The following is a 19,746-nucleotide window of genomic DNA, read 5'->3' as shown; positions in this document are numbered from 1 at the left end:
AAGACACCCGCTGCGCCTCGAACTGCAAGCGGTGACGCCCCCCCAGGACCCCTCTCATGCCTAAGCTCCACTGGCGCAGGCTCGTACCGTCACGCCCGCGCCCTGCCCGATCCGCCCTGTTTGGCAGTCCGCTGATTTTACTGCTCATCACACCCGCGCTCGCCACCCCCTCTTCGCCACGTTTCCAGGCCGGATTCATGCGCCAAGCCCCAGGCCAGGCCAGCGACGCCGGCGCCTTGGCACTGCAGGCCTTGGCGGAGCAGGCGCCGCTGCTGGCCGGGCGTTATCGCGTCCAACTGCTGGTCAACCACACACCGCTAGACGCGCGCGAAGTGGAGATTCGCAATGATGGCCAAAGCCTGCAGGCCTGCCTGACTGGCGACCTGCTGCGCGACCTGGGGCTGCGTGAGCAAGCGTTGGAGGCCCCCTTGCCCAACGACGACCGCTGCCTCGACCTGAGCACCCTGGTACCCCATGCATACGCCGACTTCGATCCGTCGAACCTGCGCCTGTCAGTGTCCATCCCGCAGATCGCGCTACACCGGCAACCGTCCGACACCGTCAACGAATCACGCTGGGACGCCGGCATCAACGCCGCTTTCATCAACTACCAGGCGTCCGTGCAACATTACCAAAGTCACCAGGGCCGTAGCCGCAGCAGCCACGACCTGTACCTCAACAGCGGCATCAACGTCGCAGGCTGGCGACTGCGCAGCAACCAGGCGCTACGCGACAACGCCGACGGCCAGGTTGACTGGAGCCGCAGCGACACCTACGCGCAACGTGACCTGCCCGGGTTGCGAGCCAACCTCACACTGGGTGAAACGTTCACTGGCGGCGAGGTGTTCCGCAGCATCCCATTCGTTGGCGCGCAGGTGGCATCCGACCTGGACATGCACTCCGATACCGAGCAGCAGTATGCCCCCGTCATACGGGGCGTGGCCCAGACGCGCGCCAAGCTCGAAGTGCTGCACAATGGCTACCCCATCTACTCCACCTATGTAGCCCCCGGCCCCTATGCCATCGACGACCTCAGCGTGGGCCCGGGCCACGGCGAACTGGAGGTAGTCCTTACCGAGGCCGATGGCCAGGTGCGGCGCTTCACCCAACCCTATTCGTCATTGGCCAATCTGCTGCGCGAAGGCGTATGGCGATACAGCGCCACGGTCGGCCGCTACAACGGTGCCGAGGACCTCGATCGGCCCATGTTCTGGCAAACGACCCTGGCCCATGGCGGGCCCTGGGACAGTACGCTGTACGGCGGGGCACTCGCTGGCGACTACTACCAAGCCGGCGTCCTCGGCGTTGCCCGCGATTTTGCTGGCCTGGGTGCACTGTCGCTGGACATAACCCAGGCACACACCGATTTGAGCGGCCAGACCGGCGAAGTGCAAGGCCGCAGTTTTACCCTGCGCTACGGCAAAAGTTTCCAGACCGGCACCAACCTGCGCTTTGCCGGTTACCGCTACTCAACCGAGGGCTACCGGGATTTCGACGATGCAGTCAAAGACCGCAACCAGTCGGACCGCTACCTGGGCAATCGTCGCACCCGCCTCGAAGCTTCGGTATACCAGGCCATCGGCAAAGGTTCGGTAAACCTTACGCTCTCTCAAGATGATTACTGGAATGGAAGCGGCCAGCGTCGAAATTACCAGGTGCAATACAACACGCGCTGGGGCGATCTGGGGGTCAACCTATTTGCATCCCAGGCGCTGGCCGAACGGGGCGGCGATAGCCGTATGTTTGGCCTAAGCCTGTCACTGCCACTCGATTTCGGCCAACGGCACAACGCTACTTTCGACCTGCAGAGCTACGACGGTCGTCATAGCCAGCGAGCCAGTCTTAACGGCGGACTGATGGACAACCGCCTCAGCTACCAGGCCTCACTCAGTAAAGACGAACAACGGCGCAAAAGCGGTGCACTATCGCTCGCTTACCAGGGTACCAATGCAAGTTATGGCGCCGGTTACACCCAAGGTGCCGACTACCGCAGCGTATCGCTCAACACCAGCGGCGCGCTGCTCGCCCACGCTTCCGGCGTGGTGCTGGGCCCCTACCTGGGCGAAACCAGTGCATTGGTCCACGTTCCAGGTGCTGCCGGCATCGCACTGGAAAATGCGCCCTCCAACCAAGCCAACAAGGACGGCTACTTGCTGAGCCCCAACCTGCGACCCTACCGCCTGAACCCTCTGGTGCTGCGAACCGACGACCTGCCACCGGAGTTCATCATCGACAATGCCGCGCAGCGGGTCGCGCCACGCCGAGGGGCTATCGTCATGGCCACTTTCCCGAGCCGGCAAGTCATGCGCCTGGTCCTTACCCTTCGGCTGCCCGACGGGAGCCCGCTGCCGTTCGGTACGCAGTTGACAGATGCGCAAGGGCAAGCAGTGGCGGTGGTTGGCCAAGCCGGGCAGGCGTTGGTGGCCACCGAAATCCGAGGTGAGCAGCGACTGCATGCACAATGGCTGGACAAAAGCACCCGTGAGTGCCAGGTGACGGTGACCCCCGAGAACATCACTGCAGTCAAGGGTTACCGCATTGAAACCCTCGCATGCACCCCACGTGAAACAAATACAACCCCCCAAGCCAGCACGAACCAGGAAGCAGCATCATGAGCATAATCGCCTCCACAGCCCTGCGCCCCCTTGCAGTAATGGCTTGCAGCCTGGCCATGTGGCTGTCAAGCAACCATGCGCACGCTCGATGCGAATGGGAAGCCGGGCTGCCCACTTACATGACATTCGAATACGACCTGGGTAACCTTTGGGTTCCTCGCGACGCTGAAGTAGGGCGAGTCATTGCAGACCGGCCATTAAGTGTGAGCAACCGTGAACGCAGCAAACTGCAGTGTTTCTACTCTGCGTCCCCCCCCACCACGGCCAGCATGATAGCCTCCACCGCCCTCGTGCCAGGAGTACCCGTTCGCAGCCAACGTTCTGCCGATAGCGTGCTACGCACCAACGTCGATGGCATCGGCGCCATCATTACCCTGGGCTATCCGTACAATGGGATTGGCACCAACACGTTTACCTCCGACAATGGCACCCAGACCGTCCCCTATAATGGCACCATGCTGAGTAACACGGCTTTCGCTGCGCCACTCCATACGCTGATAGGGAACGTGACCCTGGTCAAGACAGGGCCCATAGCTCCAGGGGAACACATAGTCGACAAGCAAATGTTCCACGGGGTCACCAATGATATCGGCCGGGTTCTGGACTTCACGCTGAAGGCAACGGTCAGGCAAGCGCAGTGCACGCTTGTGGGCAACCCCGTTAGCGCCGACCCGGTAATGCTCGGCGACTACACCTTGGCCGATTTCACAGGCCCCGGCCCAATAGGTAGAGGAACGCCATTCAGTATCCAGCTGAGTAATTGCGATGATGACAGCCCAACAAGTACGGCTTACGCCTACATCGAGCTGGATGGTACAAAAGGGTCAACGGTTGTGGATGCCACGAACGGTATCTTCAGCCTCGGTTCTGGCTCTACCGCAACAGGCTTTGGCATACAGATCCAGCATGGCGATGGCCGACCGCTAGCACTCCAGGAGGCCGTACCGATCAAACAGCTGCAACGGGGTGATATGCAGCTAGACTTCAGGGCGCACTTTTACCAACTCGCCCCCAAGGTAACAACAGGCCGGGCCCTGGGTTCACTGCACTTCACCATCAGCTACCGCTGAACCCTCCCTTGAGCGGGCTGGCATCTGCGACCCGCTCCTCCCAGTCAGCCTTCAGCTGCACCCACCAACCGGACATCGCTGTACTTTAACATGTACTCGAATATCGTGGCCGCTGGTGGATTTTGGCAAAAACAACAGAAACGAAAAAAGACGCCGAAGCGTCTTTTTTCAGTGATTTACAGACTCCCATAGGACACTGTAGATCGATATTTGGAGCGGGAAACGAGACTCGAACTCGCGACCCCGACCTTGGCAAGGTCGTGCTCTACCAACTGAGCTATTCCCGCAATTTGAAGCTTTACCACGTTCGGCGTGAAGCGCCTTTACAGCCTTCACCACCACTGCACCGCATAGACGCCACAGTATTTAAACTGGAGCGGGAAACGAGACTCGAACTCGCGACCCCGACCTTGGCAAGGTCGTGCTCTACCAACTGAGCTATTCCCGCATTTGGCGTCCCCTAGGGGACTCGAACCCCTGTTACCGCCGTGAAAGGGCGGTGTCCTAGGCCACTAGACGAAGGGGACACACAACACTTTTCAGTGCACCAGAACATGAACCTCACGATTCAGCCTGGATTTCCTTTTCCTGCCCCACCGTTAAGCAGTGCCGGAGAAACTGGAGCGGGAAACGAGACTCGAACTCGCGACCCCGACCTTGGCAAGGTCGTGCTCTACCAACTGAGCTATTCCCGCATTGGCGTCCCCTAGGGGACTCGAACCCCTGTTACCGCCGTGAAAGGGCGGTGTCCTAGGCCACTAGACGAAGGGGACACGCTGCTGGCATTACTGCCTGCTTTCACTCCCTGCTGCGTTTCGCTGTGTGCTTTACGCTGCAAGTGGCGCGCATTCTATGGATGGTTCGGGAAGGCGTCAACCCCTTTGTAGAAATTTATTTAAATCAATGACTTCCGGGTACACCCAGCGCTGTTTTGGCAAGCCTGCCGGGGTTTGGCGTTGATTTTCTGGCGTCAAGTCAGCATTAATGTGCCAGCATCCAGTCATGGCACAGTTTGCCGATAGAAAAAGAGAATGGCTGTCAGGGCCTCTCGCGAGCAAGCTCGCTCCTACACTCAATCATGCAAACCTATTCATGAGGCTTTAACGGTGACACCACTTCTGATCACCCTGCTCATCGTGGCGGGCATCGCGTTGCTGATCGTGATCGGCTACCTCAACAACGTGGTCGAGAATGGCAAGCTAGAACGCGCCCGGACGAAGATCGAGCTGGCCGACCGCCTGCGCCGTTGTGGCGAAATCACCGAGACATTCCCCGGCCAGTTCATGACCCCGGCCCTCAAGTTGCTGCTGACCCGCCTGGAGCTGAACCTCAACCAGCGCCTGCTGGCGGTGGACAAGCACAATGCCGAATTCAAGGCGCGCATCGCCGAACTGGAAGGGCTGATTGCCCTGGGCGACAAGATCCCGGTCAACAACCCACCTAACCCGATCCACACCGAGATCAAGGCCAAGGACGTACGCTTCTTGCTGGAGGCGCTGCACAATCAGGTGACCCGCGCTGCCCATGAAGGCTTTTTGCCCGCTGTCGAGGCCAAGCATTGGGTCAAGGAAATCCGCCATATCCTGGTGCTGCTGCATATAGAATTCTTCAACAACCTCGGCCAACAGGCCCTGCAAAAAGGCCAGCCCGGCCAGGCGCGCCTGGCCTTCGAGCGCGGTGTACAGTATTTGCGCAAGCAGCCGGAGCCGAAGGTGTATGAAGAGCAGCTGACGTATCTTGAGAAACTGTTGGCCCGGGCCAATGCCCAGGTGCTGGACCGCATGGCACCGGCGGAGGACGAGCACAACGAATTGACCGATGGGCTCAAGACCGATGAGGAAGAAACCTGGAAGAAGAAGGTGATCTACGACTGATTGGTTAACCTGTACCGGCCTCTTCGCGGGTAAACCCGCTCCTACACGGCGGTGTACCCACATCGGGTGTTGGGCGCAAGCCGTTGTAGGAGCGGGTTTACCCGCGAAAGGGCCGGGCCTGCTGGCCAATATCCCTGGTCATTCATCGCTGCCGCCGCCACCGTATTCGCGGGTAAACCCGCTCCTACACGGCGGTGTACCCACATCGGGTGTTGGGCGCAGGCCGTTGTAGGAGCGGGTTCACCCGCGAAAGGGCCGGGCCCGCTGACAAATATCCCTGGTCATTCACCGTTGCCGCCGCCACCGTATTCGCGGGTAAACCCGCTCCTACAAGCGAAGAGGCCGGCACAGGCAACATTGATCAGCAGTCAGTCAACGCCAGAAAGATCGCCGCCAACCGCTCCAGCCCCACCTGGTCCGCCTCGCTGAACCGCCCGACCGTCGGGCTGTCCAGGTCCAGCACGCCAATCAACCTGCCGTCCTTCACCAACGGGATCACCAGCTCGCTGTTGGAGGCACTGTCACAGGCAATGTGGCCAGGGAATGCATGTACATCCTCGACCCGCTGGGTCTGCCGCGTTGCCGCCGCGGCACCACACACACCTTTACTGAACGGAATGCGCACGCACGCCACCTGGCCCTGGAACGGGCCCAGCACCAGCTCTTCGTTGCGGTTGAGGTAAAACCCCGCCCAGTTCAGGTCGTCCACCTGGTTATACAGAAACGCGGAAAACTGCGCGGCGTTGGCGATGAAGTCACGCTCGTCGGCGAACAGCGCCTGCACTTGCGCCGCCAGCAGGTTATAGCCGTCGAGGCCGGCGCCACTGGCATTGAGGTCGATCATTTATTTTTGCTCCAGCAATTGCAGCCCGACCCAGTAGCGGGCGAACTGATAGGCACAACGGCCATTACGGTTACCGCGGCCGGTGGCCCAGCGCACGGCGAGGATGTCGAGTTCTTCGGTGCGTTGCCACACAAGGCCCGCAGGTTGCGCCAACTGGCCAATCCAGTGCTCCACAACATTCAGGAAGTGGTCCTGGGTGAACGGGTAGAACGACAGCCACAGGCCAAAACGGTCAGACAGGGCAATCTTGTCCTCCACCGCTTCGCTGGGGTGCAGCTCGCCGTCGACACGCTTCCAGTTCTCGTTGTCGCTTTCCTTCTCGGGCACCAGGTGGCGGCGGTTGGAGGTGGCGTACAGCAGCACGTTGTCCGGGGCCTGCTCCAGCGAGCCGTCGAGCACGCTCTTGAGCACCCGGTAGTCGCCCTCCCCGGCTTCGAACGACAGGTCGTCGCAGAACAGGATGAAGCGTTGCGGCAGCTTCTGCAGCTGCTCGACTACCCGTGGCAGGTCGGCCAGGTGGTCACGTTCGATTTCGATCAGGCGCAGGCCGGCGCTGGCGTGCTCGGCCAGCAGGGCACGTACCAGCGACGACTTGCCGGTACCACGCGAGCCCCACAGCAGCGCGTGGTTGGCCGGTAGGCCGTTGATGAACTGGTGGGTGTTGCGGCCCAGCTGGTCGCGTTGTTTGTCGACGCCGATCAGGTCGGTCAGGCGGATATCCAGGCTGACGTCCAGCGGCAGCAGGTAGCCGCTGCGGCCATCACGCTGCCAGCGCGCGGCCAGTGTGGTGCCCCAGTCGATGTGCGGGCGTTGTGCCGGCAACAGGGGTTCAAGGCGCGCCAGTACCGATTCGGCGCGGTCCAGAAAAGCGATCAAGCGAGCGTCCATGACGACTCCTAACAATTTCAGTTTTTTGGGGGCCGCTGCGCGCCCCTTCGCGGGCTTGCCCGCTCCCTCAGGGCTTGCCTTCAGCCTGGGGCTAAGCTGTACCTGTGGGAGCGGACAAGCCCGCGAAGGGGCGCCAAGCGGCCCCCGCTTGGCGATCAACTGAAATGAACAGACAGACCCACCAGCAGCCGGGGCTATTCGGCTATGCTTGCGCAGCGCAAGGAACGGGAAACCGGCTCGGGACTCATGGATATCAAGTTCACCAATCGCCTGTCATACAAGCAAGCCCGGTTGACAGTCCTGGTCGGCTTCATCCTGGGAACATTGCTCAGTCTCATCCAGATCGGCATCGATTATGCCAGCGAAGACGCGTCCATCAACCGTGAAGTGAACGCGTTGCTGCAAATCAGCCACAACCCGGCCTCGCGCATCGCCTACAACATCGACTCGGAACTGGCGCTGGAGCTGACCCGCGGCCTGCTGCAGTCGCCGGCCGTCATCCGCGCACGGCTGATCGACAACAACGAAACGGTACTGGCCGATGTCGAGCGGCCAAAACTGCAGGACCGCTCCCGGCCACTCAGCGACTTCCTGTTCGGCGAGCAACGCCAGTTCAAGGAGCGCCTGTACCTGACCCACATGCCGGAGCAATACCTGGGCACCCTGTACCTGGACATCGACACCTTCGCCTTCGGCAGCCGCTTTCTCGACCGTGCCGGCATCACCCTGCTCAATGGATTCGCCCGCAGCCTGGTGCTCACCGGCCTCCTGCTGGCGCTGTTCTACATGATGCTGACCAAGCCGCTGGTGACGGTGATTGGCGCACTCAGCGGCAGCGACCCGCGCAAACCCCGGCAAACGCGCCTGGAATGCCCACACGGACACGAGCATGACGAAATCGGCGTGCTGGTGAAGGTCGCCAACCAGCAGTTCGTCAGCATGGCCACCGAGATCGAACAGCGGCGCACCGCGGAAAACCGCCTGACCCAGTACCTGAACGAGCTGGAAGACATCGTGTCGGCGCGCACCAACGAGCTCAAGGCCAGCAACAGCAGCCTGAGCCTGTCCAACCAGGAGCTGGAACAAGCCCGCAGCCGAGCGCTGGACATGGCCCAGGCACGCGCCGCCTTCCTGGCCAACATGAGCCACGAAATCCGCACCCCGCTCAACGGCATGCTGGGCATGATCGCCCTGGCGCTGGACAACCCGCTGCCCAGCGAGCAACGCCAGCAACTGGCTATCGCCCATGACTCGGGCAAGGTGCTGGTCGAGCTGCTGAACGATATTCTCGACTTGTCCAAGTTCGATGCCGGCCAGCTGGAACTGGAACGCATTGCGTTCGACATGGGCTCGATGGTGGAAGACACTGCCAACCTGCTGTCGCAGAACACCGCGCAAAGCGTGGAGCTGACCTGCCTGATCGCCAGCGACTTCCCCAGCAGCGTGCTCGGCGACCCCACGCGTGTGCGGCAGATCGTCAGCAACCTGCTGTCCAACGCGCTGAAGTTCACCCGCTTCGGCCGTGTCGATGTGCGCTTGATGGCCATTGTCGGTGGTGTACGTCTTGAGGTACGGGATACCGGCATCGGCATCCCCGAAGATGCCCAGGCGCGCATCTTCCAGCCCTTCACCCAGGCCGGTGCCGGCATCACCCGCCAGTACGGTGGCACCGGCCTGGGCCTGGCGCTGACGCGCAACCTGTGCAAGGCCATGCAGGGCCACCTGCACATTCGCTCCGAGCCGGGCTTTGGCAGCTGTTTTACCGCCGAGTTGCCACTGACCGTGCACACCGAAGCCATCCCGCCGGCGCCCTTGCATGGCCGCGTAGCCGCACTGAGCGCAGCCGGCAGCGGGCTCAATGAACTGTTGCAGCACTTGCTGCCCGCCTGGGGCCTGACCTACCAGCGCCATGACAGTTGCGCCACGCTGGATGCGGCAGTGATCGACCTGTTGATCACCGACGACGTCGCGCACCTGTTCGAACTGCGCCCGGCATTGAAAACCCCGATTCTGCTGGTGACTGCCTACGGCAACTTCCTGCCCAACGAGCAGTCCTTGGCCTTGGCCCCGCTGCACCAGCTGGCCCGACCATTGGCACGCAACGCCCTGTACCAGACCCTGCGCCGCACCTTGCAAGGCCATGAGCCCGAACACCCGCTGGCCATCCCGACCATTACCCAGGAGCAAGGCCGTGCGAGGATCCTGCTGGTAGAGGACAACCCGGTGAACCAGCTGGTGGCCAAGGGCATGCTGGCCAAGCTCGGCTGCCAGGTGCAACTGGCCACCCAGGGCGCGGAGGCCCTTGAGCTGCTGGCGCGTGAGGAATTCGACCTGGTGCTGATGGACTGCAACATGCCGGTGATGGACGGCTACGAGGCCAGCCGGCGTATCCGCCAAAGCGGCCGCTGGCCCGAGTTGCCCATCGTCGCCCTCACCGCCAACGCGATGCCCGAAGAGCGCGAACGCTGCCGGGCGGCGGGCATGAACGACTACCTGGCCAAGCCATTCCGCCGCGAAGAGCTACTGGCCCTGGTTGACCATTGGGTGCCCTTCAGCGGCTGAGCAAACGCTCGATGTCCGCCTGCAGGGCCTGTGGCTTGGTGGAGGGGGCATAGCGCTTGACCTGGCCACTGGCCGGGTCGACCAGAAACTTGGTGAAGTTCCACTTGATCTTCTGGCTACCCAAAATACCCGGGGCGCGTTGCTTGAGTTCGACGAACAGAGGGTGAGCACCTGGGCCGTTGACCTCGACCTTGCGAAACAGCGGAAAACTCACGCCGAAATTACGCTCGCAGAACTGCGCAATGTCCCGCGCATCGCCAGGTTCCTGCTTGCCGAACTGGTTGCACGGAAAGCCCAGTACCACCAGGCCACGGTCGCGGTAGGCCTGCCACAGTTGCTCCAGGCCCTTGTACTGCGGGGTAAAACCGCACTGGCTGGCGGTATTGACCACCAACAGCACCTTGCCCGGGAAGTCGCCCAGCGTCTTGTGCTCGCCGCCCAGGGTCACGCAGGGGATGTTCAGCATCGTTGCAGCCATGATCGGGCTCCGGTCAGTCGCGCGGACGAAGGTCGATGCACACCGAGTTGATGCAGTAGCGCAGGCCGGTCGGTGGCGGGCCGTCAGGGAACACATGCCCCAGGTGCGCGTCGCAACGGGCACAGGTGACCTCGGTGCGGATCATGCCGTGGGAGGTGTCGCGAATCTCGATCATCGCGCTGTCCTCGATCGGCGCGTAGAAACTTGGCCAGCCGCAGCCGGCGTCGAACTTGGTCTGCGCATCGAACAGCGCCAAGCCGCAGCAAATGCAATGGTAGATGCCATCGCGGCGCTCGCTGTTGTACTTGCCGCTGAATGGCCGTTCGGTGCCCTTGAGGCGGCAGACCTGGTACTGCTCGGGGTCGAGCATCGACCGCCATTCGTCCAGGGTTTTTTCGATCTTTTTCATGTAGAAACCTCGGCAGGCTGAATTTCACCCCGCACCGTCTTTTCCGGGGCGCGGGTGGCACGTATATTAGTTGGCTTCGTGTGCCAGGCGTTCAGTCTGGCACCCGCTTCCTGCCCTTTCAAACCTTTCGGCGGGGCGTAGCGCGTTTTCTCAATCGGGATCCCATCATGCAGTTCAGCAAATCGAACAAGCTCGCCAATGTCTGCTACGACATTCGCGGCCCAGTGCTCAAGCACGCCAAACGCCTGGAGGAGGAAGGCCACCGCATCCTCAAGCTGAACATCGGCAACCCGGCGCCGTTTGGCTTCGAGGCGCCTGATGAAATCCTTCAGGATGTGATCCGCAACCTGCCCACCGCACAGGGCTACAGCGACTCCAAAGGCCTGTTCAGCGCACGCAAGGCGGTGATGCAGTACTGCCAGCAGAAAGAAATCGAAGGCGTCACCATCGAGGACATCTACCTGGGTAATGGTGTGTCCGAGCTGATCGTCATGTCGATGCAGGCGCTGCTCAACAACGGCGACGAAGTGCTGATCCCGGCCCCCGACTACCCGCTGTGGACTGCCGCCGTGAGCCTGGCCGGCGGCAAGCCGGTGCACTACCTGTGCGACGAGCAGGCCGACTGGTTCCCTGACCTTGAGGACATCAAGGCCAAGATCACCCCGAACACCAAGGCGCTGGTGATCATCAACCCGAACAACCCGACCGGCGCGGTCTACTCCAAGGAGCTGCTGCTGGGCATGCTGGAGCTGGCGCGCCAGCACAACCTGGTGGTGTTCTCCGACGAGATCTACGACAAGATCCTGTACGACGAAGCCGTGCACATCAGCACCGCCTCGCTGGCCCCGGACCTGCTGTGCCTGACCTTCAACGGCTTGTCCAAGTCGTACCGGGTGGCGGGTTTCCGCTCTGGCTGGCTGATCATCTCCGGGCCCAAGCACCACGCACACAGCTACATCGAAGGCATCGACATGCTGGCCAACATGCGCCTGTGCGCCAACGTGCCGGCCCAGCACGCCATCCAGACCGCGTTGGGCGGCTACCAGAGCATCAACGACCTGGTGCTGCCACCGGGGCGCCTGCTGGAGCAGCGCAACCGCACCTACGAACTGCTCAACGACATCCCTGGCGTCAGTTGCGTGAAGCCGATGGGGGCGCTGTATGCGTTCCCGCGGATCGACCCGAAGGTTTGCCCGATCCTCAACGACGAGAAGTTCGCCCTTGACCTGCTGCTGTCGGAGAAGCTGCTGATCGTACAAGGAACGGCGTTCAACTGGCCGTGGCCGGACCACTTCCGCGTGGTGACCTTGCCGCGGGTGGACGACCTGGAAGCAGCCATTGGCCGGATCGGCAATTTCCTGAAGGGTTATTCGCAGTAGGGTTCGACGGGGGGGGCGCCGGGGGCCACGAGAGGTTCGGCGCGGGGTTGGTGGTGGGGCGCAGATCGAGCGCCGCCCGCGCGGCGCTTCGCGGGTAAACCCGCTCCTACGTTTGTTTCGGGCCAGTCCATCCTGTGCCAGGCGCGCGCGATCGCCTTGTTTGTACGACGCGATATCGCGCCATGCGCCAGGGCGTTCGCGCGCAAATCCCACAGGCATAATTGGCCCGAAACAAACGTAGGAGCGGGTTTACCCGCGAAGCGCCGCGCGGGCGGCGCTCGATCTCACAGGCGCCACACCCCTTGCGGCAAACACCCAACGGCCTTGACACAACCCCCAAGCCGAATGTTTCTTACATCCTGCAACGCTCTATCCCACAGCCCCCACGCCATCCTCTGCCATACTCCGCCGTACACAGTTTGAAATAGTCCCCCGATTGAATCGGCGCGGCAGGCCCCTTATATACCCCGCAGTAAGCGACAACTCATCCGTCAGGAGAACGTAACAACCATGATGCGCATTCTGTTGTTTGTAGCCACCAACCTCGCGGTGGTGCTGGTTGCAAGCATTACCCTGAGCCTGTTCGGTTTCAACGGGTTCATGGCCGCCAACGGGGTCGACCTGAACCTCAGCAGCCTGCTGGTGTTCTGCGCCGTGTTCGGCTTTGCCGGCTCCCTCGTCTCGCTGTTCATCTCCAAGTGGATGGCGAAGATGACCACCGGCACCCAGATCATCAGTCAGCCGCGCACCCGCCACGAGCAGTGGCTGCTGCAAACGGTCGAAGAGCTGTCCCGCGAAGCGGGCATCAAAATGCCTGAAGTGGGTATCTTCCCGGCTTACGAGGCCAACGCCTTCGCCACCGGCTGGAACCGCAACGACGCACTGGTCGCAGTGTCCCAGGGCCTGCTGGAGCGCTTCTCGCCCGATGAAGTGCGTGCGGTACTGGCCCACGAAATCGGCCACGTTGCCAACGGCGACATGGTCACCCTGGCGCTGGTGCAGGGCGTGGTGAACACCTTCGTGATGTTCTTTGCCCGCATCATCGGCAACTTTGTCGACAAGGTAATCTTCAAGAACGAAGAGGGCCAAGGCATTGCCTACTATGTAGCAACCATCGTTGCCGAGCTGATCCTTGGCATCCTGGCCAGCATGATCGTGATGTGGTTCTCGCGCCGCCGCGAATTCCGCGCAGACGAAGCCGGTGCGCAACTGGCCGGTACTGCGGCAATGATCGGCGCCCTGCAGCGCCTGCGCGTGGAACAAGGCCTGCCAGTGCACATGCCTGACACCATGAAGGCCTTCGGCATCAACGGCGGCCTCAAGCACGGCCTGGCCGGGTTGCTGATGAGCCACCCACCGCTGGAAGAACGCATTGAGGCCCTGCGCCGCCGCGGCTGATCCACCTGAGAAAACAAAGGGCGACTTCGGTCGCCCTTTTTTATTCCCGGCCTTATACAGCTTCTTGTGGGAGCGGGCGCGCCCGCGAACACCGGCAAAGCCGGTGCCATCTAACGCGTCGCCTGTTTCGCGGGCGCGCCCGCTCCCACATGGGCCGGGTCAGCCTGCCATACCTGCTTATCGGCTGACCTGATACACCCGCTCCAACAAACTCGACGCCCCGACCTGCACAAACTTCGGGCTGTCCTCAATCACCTCCACAGCCTCCAACTGGTCCACCTGCCACCCCGCAAACCCCTGTCTCAGCTCTTCATCCCTGACCGAAAACGGCGGCCCGGCCAACAATGACTGATCATAGTCCAGCGTCACCACCAACCCCCGGCAGCTTGTCGGCAGCAACCCCGACAACAGCTGCATATACCGCGCACGCATCTGCACCGGCAGCGCAATCACCGCCGCCCGGTCATACAGCCCCACGCAGTCAGCCACATCCTCTGCCCGCAAGGCAAAAAAGTCGCCACACCACAGCTGCACATCTCCACTGCGCCAAACCTCGAATGCGCCCTGCTGCCGCACCTCGGCCTCAAGCCCGTGCTCACGGAAAAAATCCTCCACCGCCCGCCGCGACAGCTCCACACCCAATACACGATGGCCCTGCCCTGCCAGCCAGGCCAGGTCCAGGCTCTTGCCACACAACGGCACCAGCACGCGGCTGCCGGGCGCCAACTGCAGCTGTGGCCAATACGTCTGCAGATAGGGGTTCACCTGCGCCTGGTGAAAGCCGATCTGGTTATCGGCCCACCGCTGCTGCCAGAACGCTGGTTCCATGATTACTCCCGATTTTTAGATGATTTGTCGGTAAAACTTGGTTTGGATTTCGATCTGTAGTTAATCGATGATGGTTGCATCTTAACCTTCAGGACCCCGCCATGCTGCCCAGCCTGTTCATTTCCCATGGTTCCCCCATGCTTGCCCTGCAACCCGGCGCCAGCGGGCCGGCACTGTCCGGGTTGGCCAACGCGCTGCCCCGGCCGAAAGCGATCGTGGTGGTGTCGGCACACTGGGAAAGCCGCGAGCTGCTGGTCACCGGCAGCGCACAGCCCGAAACCTGGCATGACTTCTACGGTTTCCCACCGGCCCTGTATGCGGTGCAGTACCCGGCGCCGGGCGAGCCCGGGCTTGCTGGCCAGGTCAGCGAACGGTTGAAGGCTGCGGGGCTACCCGCGCGGCTGGACATGCAGCGCCCATTCGACCATGGCGCCTGGGTGCCACTGTCGCTGATGTACCCGGATGCGAGCATTCCCGTGGTGCAGGTTTCACTGCCCAGCCACATGGGGCCGGCGCTGCAGCTAAAAGTGGGCCAGGCACTGGCGGGGTTGCGTACCGAGGATGTACTGCTGATAGGGTCAGGCAGCATTACCCACAACCTGGGTGAGCTGGACTGGCATGCAGGGCCGGATGTGATCGAGCCGTGGGCGCTGGCGTTCAGGGATTGGGTGGTAGACCGGCTGCAGGAGGATGACCAGGCGGCGTTGCTGGATTACCGGCAGCAGGCGCCGTTTGCGGTGCGCAACCATCCCAGTGATGAGCATTTGCTGCCGCTGTTCTTTGCCCTCGGGGCCGGAAGCAAGTTCGGCGTGGTGCATCAGGGGTTTACCCTGGGCGCGCTGGGGATGGACATCTATCGGTTCGACTGAAGGGCCTCTTCGCGGGCAAGCCCGCTCCTACAGGTACTGAAATCTGTGGGGTACCTGTAGGAGCGGGCTTGCCCGCGAAAGGGCCGGTACAGGCAAAAAAAATCCCCGACCTAAGCCGGGGATTTTTTCGTTACGCCAGGATCAATCCTCGCGGTAGCGACGCAGCTTCAGCTGCTTGCCAGCCACGCGGGTGTCCTTGAGCTTGGACAGCAGCTTCTCGAGGCCGTCTTCCGGCAGCTCGACCAGGCTGAAGCTGTCGCGCACCTGGATGCGGCCGATAGCGTCACGCGCCAGGCCACCTTCGTTGAGGATCGCCCCCAGCAGGTTTTTGGCAGCGATGCCATCACGGGCACCCAGGGCGGTACGGCAACGCACGCGGCCTTCGGCCAACGGCAGCGGTGCACGGCGCTCACGATCACCACGGTCAGGACGCTCGCCACGCTCACCGCGCTCAGTACGCTCACCACGCGGGGCGAAGCTCGGCACCAGTGGCTGCTCGCGCTCTACCGCCGCCAGGTCCAGCGCCTGGCCATTGGTGGCCTTGCGCAGCAGGGCCGAAGCCAGAGCACGCGCGCTGCAACCCAGGTCGGTGGTCAGGCGGTCGAACAGCTCGCCGTGGGTGGCTTCTGCTTCGGCTACCAGTGGCGCCAGGCTCGAGGTCAGCTTCTTGATGCGGGCATCCAGCACGGCCTGGGCATTCGGCAGGCGCGCTTCGGCAACCTTCTGCCCGGTAACACGCTCGATCACCTGCAGCATGCGGCGCTCACGCGGGGTAACCAACAACAGTGCACGGCCATCGCGACCGGCACGGCCAGTACGGCCGATACGGTGTACGTAGGATTCCGGGTCGTACGGCATGTCAACGTTGAACACGTGAGTGATGCGCGGTACGTCCAGGCCACGGGCAGCGACGTCGGTGGCGACGACGATGTCCAGGCGGCCATCCTTGAGCGAGTCGATCACGCGCTCACGCTGGTTCTGAGCGATATCGCCGTTCAGTGCAGCAGCCTTGTAGCCTTTGGCTTCCAGCGCGGCGGCCAGGTCCAGGGTGGCTTGCTTGGTACGCACGAAGGCGATCAGCGCGTCGAACTCTTCCACTTCCAGCAGACGCAGCACAGCCGGGATCTTCTGGTCCGCGTGGACCATCAGGTGGGCCTGCTCGATCGCGGTAACGGTCTGGGTCTTGGTCTGGATCTTGACGTGCTTGGGTTCACGCAGGTGACGCTCGGCGATCGAACGGATCGACGACGGCAGGGTTGCGGAGAACAGTACGGTCTGACGGGTAGCCGGGATTGCGTCGAAGATCACTTCGAGGTCGTCCATGAAGCCCAGCTTCAGCATCTCGTCGGCTTCGTCCAGTACCAGGTACTGTACGGTCGACAAGACTTTTTCGTCACGACGCAGGTGGTCGCACAGACGGCCCGGGGTGGCCACGACGATTTGCGCGCCGTTGCGGATCGCACGCAGCTGTGGGCCCATCGGGGCACCACCGTAGACGGCGACAACGTTCACGCCCGGCATCTGCTTGGCGTAGGTTTCGAAAGCGGTAGCAACTTGCAGCGCCAACTCACGGGTTGGCGCCAGGATCAGGGCTTGCGGTTCGCGCTTGCTCACATCGATCTTGTTCAGGATCGGCAGGGCGAAGGCAGCGGTTTTGCCGGTGCCAGTCTGCGCCTGGCCGATCATGTCGTGACCGGCGAGGATGATCGGGATCGATTGTTGCTGAATGGCGGACGGCTCTTCGTAGCCGGTAGCCACAACGGCAGCAACAATGTTCGGGTTAAGATCGAGAGCGGCGAAGCCGCCGGTTTCCTGGGTCATGGGTCTGCCTCTAGGTGCATCCGCAAAGACCCATGCTCCAAAGCTGCACATGCCTTGAAAGACCGTCAGGTCACCCAGGCAGCTTTGGCGGCGGGGATTTGCGAAAACGATTGAAAAAGAAAACTTGGGAAGGTCCGCCTAGCGGACGCGCAGCCGAAGCTGGACTCGGAGGATTTGCACCACCTGATTTTGAGGTCCGCTAAAAGACCGGCGCGTACTATACCTGAAATAGTCGCGTACGTGAGGAATATTTTCATGGAGGCAGGGCCAGTATCGGGCCATCAAGCACGACAGGCTGAATCGATAATCCCCTGAAGCCTGGCGCGCTCGGTGTCGGCGCGCGTCAGCCACTCACGTCGCCGGCCGAATCTCGCGGATCAGCCCCTCGAGGCTATACCCCAAACGCGGCGCCAGCGCCTCGGCCCGGGCTCTCAAACCGTCAAGGTCCAGCGACTGCTCCAGGTCTGCCGGCACCAGCAAAATCACATTGCCCTCCTTCACAGGCAGTTCCCAGTAATGCCGGTGGTACAACCCGCGCAACAACGCCGCGCCCAGCGGCCTGCCATCATCGGTGGCCCACTGGTTGATCACCAGCCAGCCGCCCGGGTTCAGGTGCTGCTGGCAGTTCTCCAGAAAGTTCCACGCCAGGTGCCCGACCCCAGGACCATGGTCGGTGTACAAGTCAACGAACAGCAGGTCGGCCTTCTCTGCCGTGGGCAGCAGCTCCAGGGCATCGCCGATGCGCACATACAGCCGCGGGTCGTCGTCCAGGCCCAGGTAATCCATGGCCAGGCGCGGCACATCCGGGCGCAGCTCGATGGCCTCGATGTCTTCCAACGGCAGGAACTTCATGCAGGCCTGGGTCAGCGTGCCGGCGCCCAGACCCAGAAACAGTGCACTCTCAGGCAGTTCGTGGCACAGCGCCCCCACCAGCATGGCGCGGGTGTAGTCGTACTCCAGCCAGCTGGGGTCGGCGGTGAACACACAGCTTTGCTCGATCGCATCGCCGAATTCCAGAAAGCGGTAGTCGTCTACTTCGTACACGCTGATGACGCCAAACGCATCTTCCACTCGTGCCAGCAGCCGCTCTTGCCGTTCCGCCGTCATGTCCACCACCCGCCTGCGCAAAAACGCGCATTGTCCGCCAACACCCTTGATGCAACAAGCGCAGCGCCAACTGTTACCATGGCCCATAGCCTACAACCGACAAGACCGAGCCCAAGATGAACCAACCGTGGAGCCCCGACAGCTGGCGTGCCCTGCCGATCCAGCAGCAACCGACCTACCCCGATGCCGCGCACCTGCTGAAGGTTGAACAGACCCTGGCCAGCTACCCGCCGCTGGTGTTCGCGGGTGAGGCGCGCGAGCTGCGCCGGCAGTTCGCCGAGGTCACCGAAGGCCGTGCCTTTCTGCTTCAGGGCGGCGATTGCGCCGAGAGCTTCGCCGAGTTCTCGGCTGCAAAAATCCGCGACACCTTCAAGGTGTTGCTGCAAATGGCCATTGTCATGACCTTTGCCGCCGGCTGCCCGGTGGTGAAAGTGGGGCGTATGGCCGGGCAGTTCGCCAAACCGCGCTCATCTGGCGATGAAACCATTGGCGACATCACCCTCCCCGCCTACCGTGGCGACATCGTCAACGGCATCGGTTTCGACGCCAAAAGCCGCATTCCGGACCCGGAACGCCTGCTGCAGGCCTACCACCAGGCCACCGCCAGCCTCAACCTGCTGCGCGCGTTCGCCCAGGGCGGGTTTGCCGATCTGCACCAGGTGCACAAGTGGAACCTGGACTTCATCGCCAACTCGGCGCTGGCCGACAAGTACCACCAGTTGGCCAATCGCATCGATGAAACCCTGGCGTTCATGCGTGCCTGTGGCCTGGACAGTGCGCCGCAACTGCGCGAAACCAGCTTCTTCACGGCTCACGAAGCGCTGCTGCTGAACTATGAAGAAGCCTTCGTGCGCCAGGACAGCCTGACCGGCGACTACTACGACTGCTCGGCGCACATGCTGTGGATCGGCGACCGCACCCGCCAGCTCGATGGGGCCCATGTGGAGTTCCTGCGTGGCGTGCACAACCCGATTGGGGTCAAGGTTGGCCCGAGCATGAACCCCGAAGAGCTGATCCGCCTGATCGACACGCTCAACCCGGCGAACGACCCGGGGCGTTTGAACCTGATCGTGCGCATGGGCGCGGGCAAGGTTGGCGACCACTTGCCGGGGCTGATCCGCACTGTCGAGCGCGAGGGGCGCAAGGTGCTGTGGAGTTCCGATCCGATGCACGGCAACACCATCAAGGCCAGCAGCGGTTACAAGACCCGCGATTTTGCGCAGATTCTGGATGAGGTGAAGCAGTTCTTCCAGGTGCACCAGGCCGAGGGCAGCCATGCCGGCGGTATCCATATCGAGATGACTGGGCAGAACGTCACCGAATGCATCGGTGGTGCCCGGCCGATCACCGAGGATGCGTTGTCTGACCGGTATCACACCCATTGTGATCCGCGGATGAATGCTGATCAGTCGCTGGAGTTGGCGTTCCTGATTGCCGAAACCCTCAAGCAGGTACGGCGCTGAGCGCTTTTCGCTTTTGATCTTGCTTCTAAGTACGCGGTAGTTCAGGCAACGCAGATTGCGACTTCAGGAGGCCGATTGGAAACCTTGCGGCCATCGCAAACGGACTGTACGCCCGATCAGAACCGGCGCTAAAGCTTTTGA

14 protein-coding genes, 5 tRNA genes and 1 pseudogene are annotated in these 19,746 nt (G+C 62.2%); 8 read left to right on the top strand and 12 right to left on the bottom strand.

The window, feature by feature from the left end:
• Positions 1 to 56: 56 nt before the first annotated feature.
• Both ACK59Z_RS24510 and ACK59Z_RS24505 read left to right on the top strand, forming a co-directional pair.
• Complete coding sequence (locus ACK59Z_RS24510) at positions 57 to 2,615, top strand: fimbria/pilus outer membrane usher protein (RefSeq protein WP_108190972.1); 2,559 nt, start codon at positions 57 to 59, stop codon at positions 2,613 to 2,615.
• Positions 2,612 to 3,685, top strand: coding sequence for a fimbrial protein (locus ACK59Z_RS24505; RefSeq protein ID WP_409293859.1), 1,074 nt, complete (start codon positions 2,612 to 2,614; stop codon positions 3,683 to 3,685). The genes ACK59Z_RS24510 and ACK59Z_RS24505 overlap by 4 nt, the downstream gene beginning before the upstream one ends.
• 211 nt (positions 3,686 to 3,896) lie before the next feature.
• Here the strand turns inward: ACK59Z_RS24505 and ACK59Z_RS24500 are convergent.
• The 5 genes from ACK59Z_RS24500 to ACK59Z_RS24480 all read right to left on the bottom strand — a co-directional run bounded on the left by ACK59Z_RS24500 (position 3,897) and on the right by ACK59Z_RS24480 (position 4,458).
• A tRNA-Gly gene (locus ACK59Z_RS24500) sits at positions 3,897 to 3,972 on the bottom strand.
• An 85-nt stretch (positions 3,973 to 4,057) separates the two neighbouring features.
• Positions 4,058 to 4,133: transfer RNA gene (locus tag ACK59Z_RS24495), tRNA-Gly, on the bottom strand.
• Positions 4,134 to 4,136: 3 nt separating this feature from the next.
• Positions 4,137 to 4,212 (bottom strand) — tRNA-Glu (locus tag ACK59Z_RS24490).
• Positions 4,213 to 4,304: 92 nt separating this feature from the next.
• Positions 4,305 to 4,380 (bottom strand) — tRNA-Gly (locus ACK59Z_RS24485).
• A gap of 2 nt (positions 4,381 to 4,382) precedes the next feature.
• Positions 4,383 to 4,458, bottom strand: a tRNA-Glu gene (locus ACK59Z_RS24480).
• 333 nt (positions 4,459 to 4,791) lie between these two features.
• Between ACK59Z_RS24480 and ACK59Z_RS24475 the strand changes: the two genes are divergently transcribed.
• A complete protein-coding gene (locus ACK59Z_RS24475; protein ID WP_121783881.1) occupies positions 4,792 to 5,559 on the top strand; it encodes a hypothetical protein in 768 nt (255 codons plus the stop codon).
• Between the two features lie 361 nt (positions 5,560 to 5,920).
• Here ACK59Z_RS24475 and ACK59Z_RS24470 read toward each other — a convergent pair whose 3' ends face one another.
• Together ACK59Z_RS24470 and ACK59Z_RS24465 are read right to left on the bottom strand one after the other, a co-directional pair.
• On the bottom strand, positions 5,921 to 6,403 hold the full coding sequence (locus ACK59Z_RS24470; RefSeq protein WP_003247105.1) for a GAF domain-containing protein: 483 nt from the start codon (positions 6,401 to 6,403) through the stop codon (positions 5,921 to 5,923).
• A complete protein-coding gene (locus ACK59Z_RS24465) occupies positions 6,404 to 7,291 on the bottom strand; it encodes an ATP-binding protein (RefSeq protein WP_020191217.1) in 888 nt (295 codons plus the stop codon).
• Positions 7,292 to 7,495: 204 nt separating this feature from the next.
• Here ACK59Z_RS24465 and ACK59Z_RS24460 point away from each other — a divergent pair, with 204 nt between their 5' ends.
• Complete coding sequence (locus tag ACK59Z_RS24460) at positions 7,496 to 9,853, top strand: response regulator (protein WP_108190975.1); 2,358 nt, start codon at positions 7,496 to 7,498, stop codon at positions 9,851 to 9,853.
• On the opposite strand, the gene ACK59Z_RS24455 is transcribed toward ACK59Z_RS24460, so the two are convergent.
• Positions 9,843 to 10,331: a glutathione peroxidase gene (locus ACK59Z_RS24455; RefSeq protein WP_108190976.1), complete on the bottom strand. Its 489-nt coding sequence runs from the start codon at positions 10,329 to 10,331 to the stop codon at positions 9,843 to 9,845. The genes ACK59Z_RS24460 and ACK59Z_RS24455 overlap by 11 nt on opposite strands.
• 13 nt (positions 10,332 to 10,344) lie before the next feature.
• Positions 10,345 to 10,740, bottom strand: coding sequence for a peptide-methionine (R)-S-oxide reductase MsrB (msrB, locus tag ACK59Z_RS24450; RefSeq protein ID WP_003247101.1), 396 nt, complete (start codon positions 10,738 to 10,740; stop codon positions 10,345 to 10,347).
• Positions 10,741 to 10,907: 167 nt separating this feature from the next.
• Here msrB and ACK59Z_RS24445 point away from each other — a divergent pair, with 167 nt between their 5' ends.
• Together ACK59Z_RS24445 and htpX are read left to right on the top strand one after the other, a co-directional pair.
• Entirely contained in the window at positions 10,908 to 12,119 is a 1,212-nt protein-coding gene (locus tag ACK59Z_RS24445) for a pyridoxal phosphate-dependent aminotransferase (RefSeq protein ID WP_003247100.1), read from the top strand.
• Between the two features lie 510 nt (positions 12,120 to 12,629).
• Positions 12,630 to 13,517 (top strand): protease HtpX, encoded by an 888-nt coding sequence (gene htpX / locus ACK59Z_RS24440; RefSeq protein ID WP_004575939.1) that lies wholly within the window; start codon positions 12,630 to 12,632, stop codon positions 13,515 to 13,517.
• Positions 13,518 to 13,694: 177 nt separating this feature from the next.
• On the opposite strand, the gene ACK59Z_RS24435 is transcribed toward htpX, so the two are convergent.
• Positions 13,695 to 14,345 (bottom strand): thiopurine S-methyltransferase, encoded by a 651-nt coding sequence (locus tag ACK59Z_RS24435; protein ID WP_108192079.1) that lies wholly within the window; start codon positions 14,343 to 14,345, stop codon positions 13,695 to 13,697.
• Positions 14,346 to 14,446: 101 nt separating this feature from the next.
• On the opposite strand from ACK59Z_RS24435, the gene ACK59Z_RS24430 reads away from it, so the two are divergent.
• Positions 14,447 to 15,214 carry a class III extradiol ring-cleavage dioxygenase gene (locus ACK59Z_RS24430; protein WP_054889438.1) on the top strand — a complete coding sequence of 256 codons (768 nt, stop codon included), beginning with the start codon at positions 14,447 to 14,449 and terminating at the stop codon, positions 15,212 to 15,214.
• 141 nt (positions 15,215 to 15,355) lie between these two features.
• On the opposite strand, the pseudogene ACK59Z_RS24425 reads toward ACK59Z_RS24430, so the two are convergent.
• A pseudogene (locus ACK59Z_RS24425) lies at positions 15,356 to 17,069 on the bottom strand (DEAD/DEAH box helicase).
• 317 nt (positions 17,070 to 17,386) lie between these two features.
• Positions 17,387 to 18,142 carry a spermidine synthase gene (locus ACK59Z_RS24420; RefSeq protein WP_003247095.1) on the bottom strand — a complete coding sequence of 252 codons (756 nt, stop codon included), beginning with the start codon at positions 18,140 to 18,142 and terminating at the stop codon, positions 17,387 to 17,389.
• Between the two features lie 116 nt (positions 18,143 to 18,258).
• Between ACK59Z_RS24420 and ACK59Z_RS24415 the strand changes: the two genes are divergently transcribed.
• Positions 18,259 to 19,605, top strand: a complete 1,347-nt coding sequence (locus tag ACK59Z_RS24415) for a class II 3-deoxy-7-phosphoheptulonate synthase (RefSeq protein WP_003247094.1) — start codon at positions 18,259 to 18,261, stop codon at positions 19,603 to 19,605.
• Positions 19,606 to 19,746 lie beyond the last annotated feature (141 nt).

Source organism: Pseudomonas sp. KCJK9058, from assembly GCF_046230975.1.
Taxonomy (GTDB): domain Bacteria; phylum Pseudomonadota; class Gammaproteobacteria; order Pseudomonadales; family Pseudomonadaceae; genus Aquipseudomonas; species Aquipseudomonas alloputida.
Note: the sequence above shows the minus strand (reverse complement) of the source record. Positions and strands in the feature narration are given on the sequence as shown.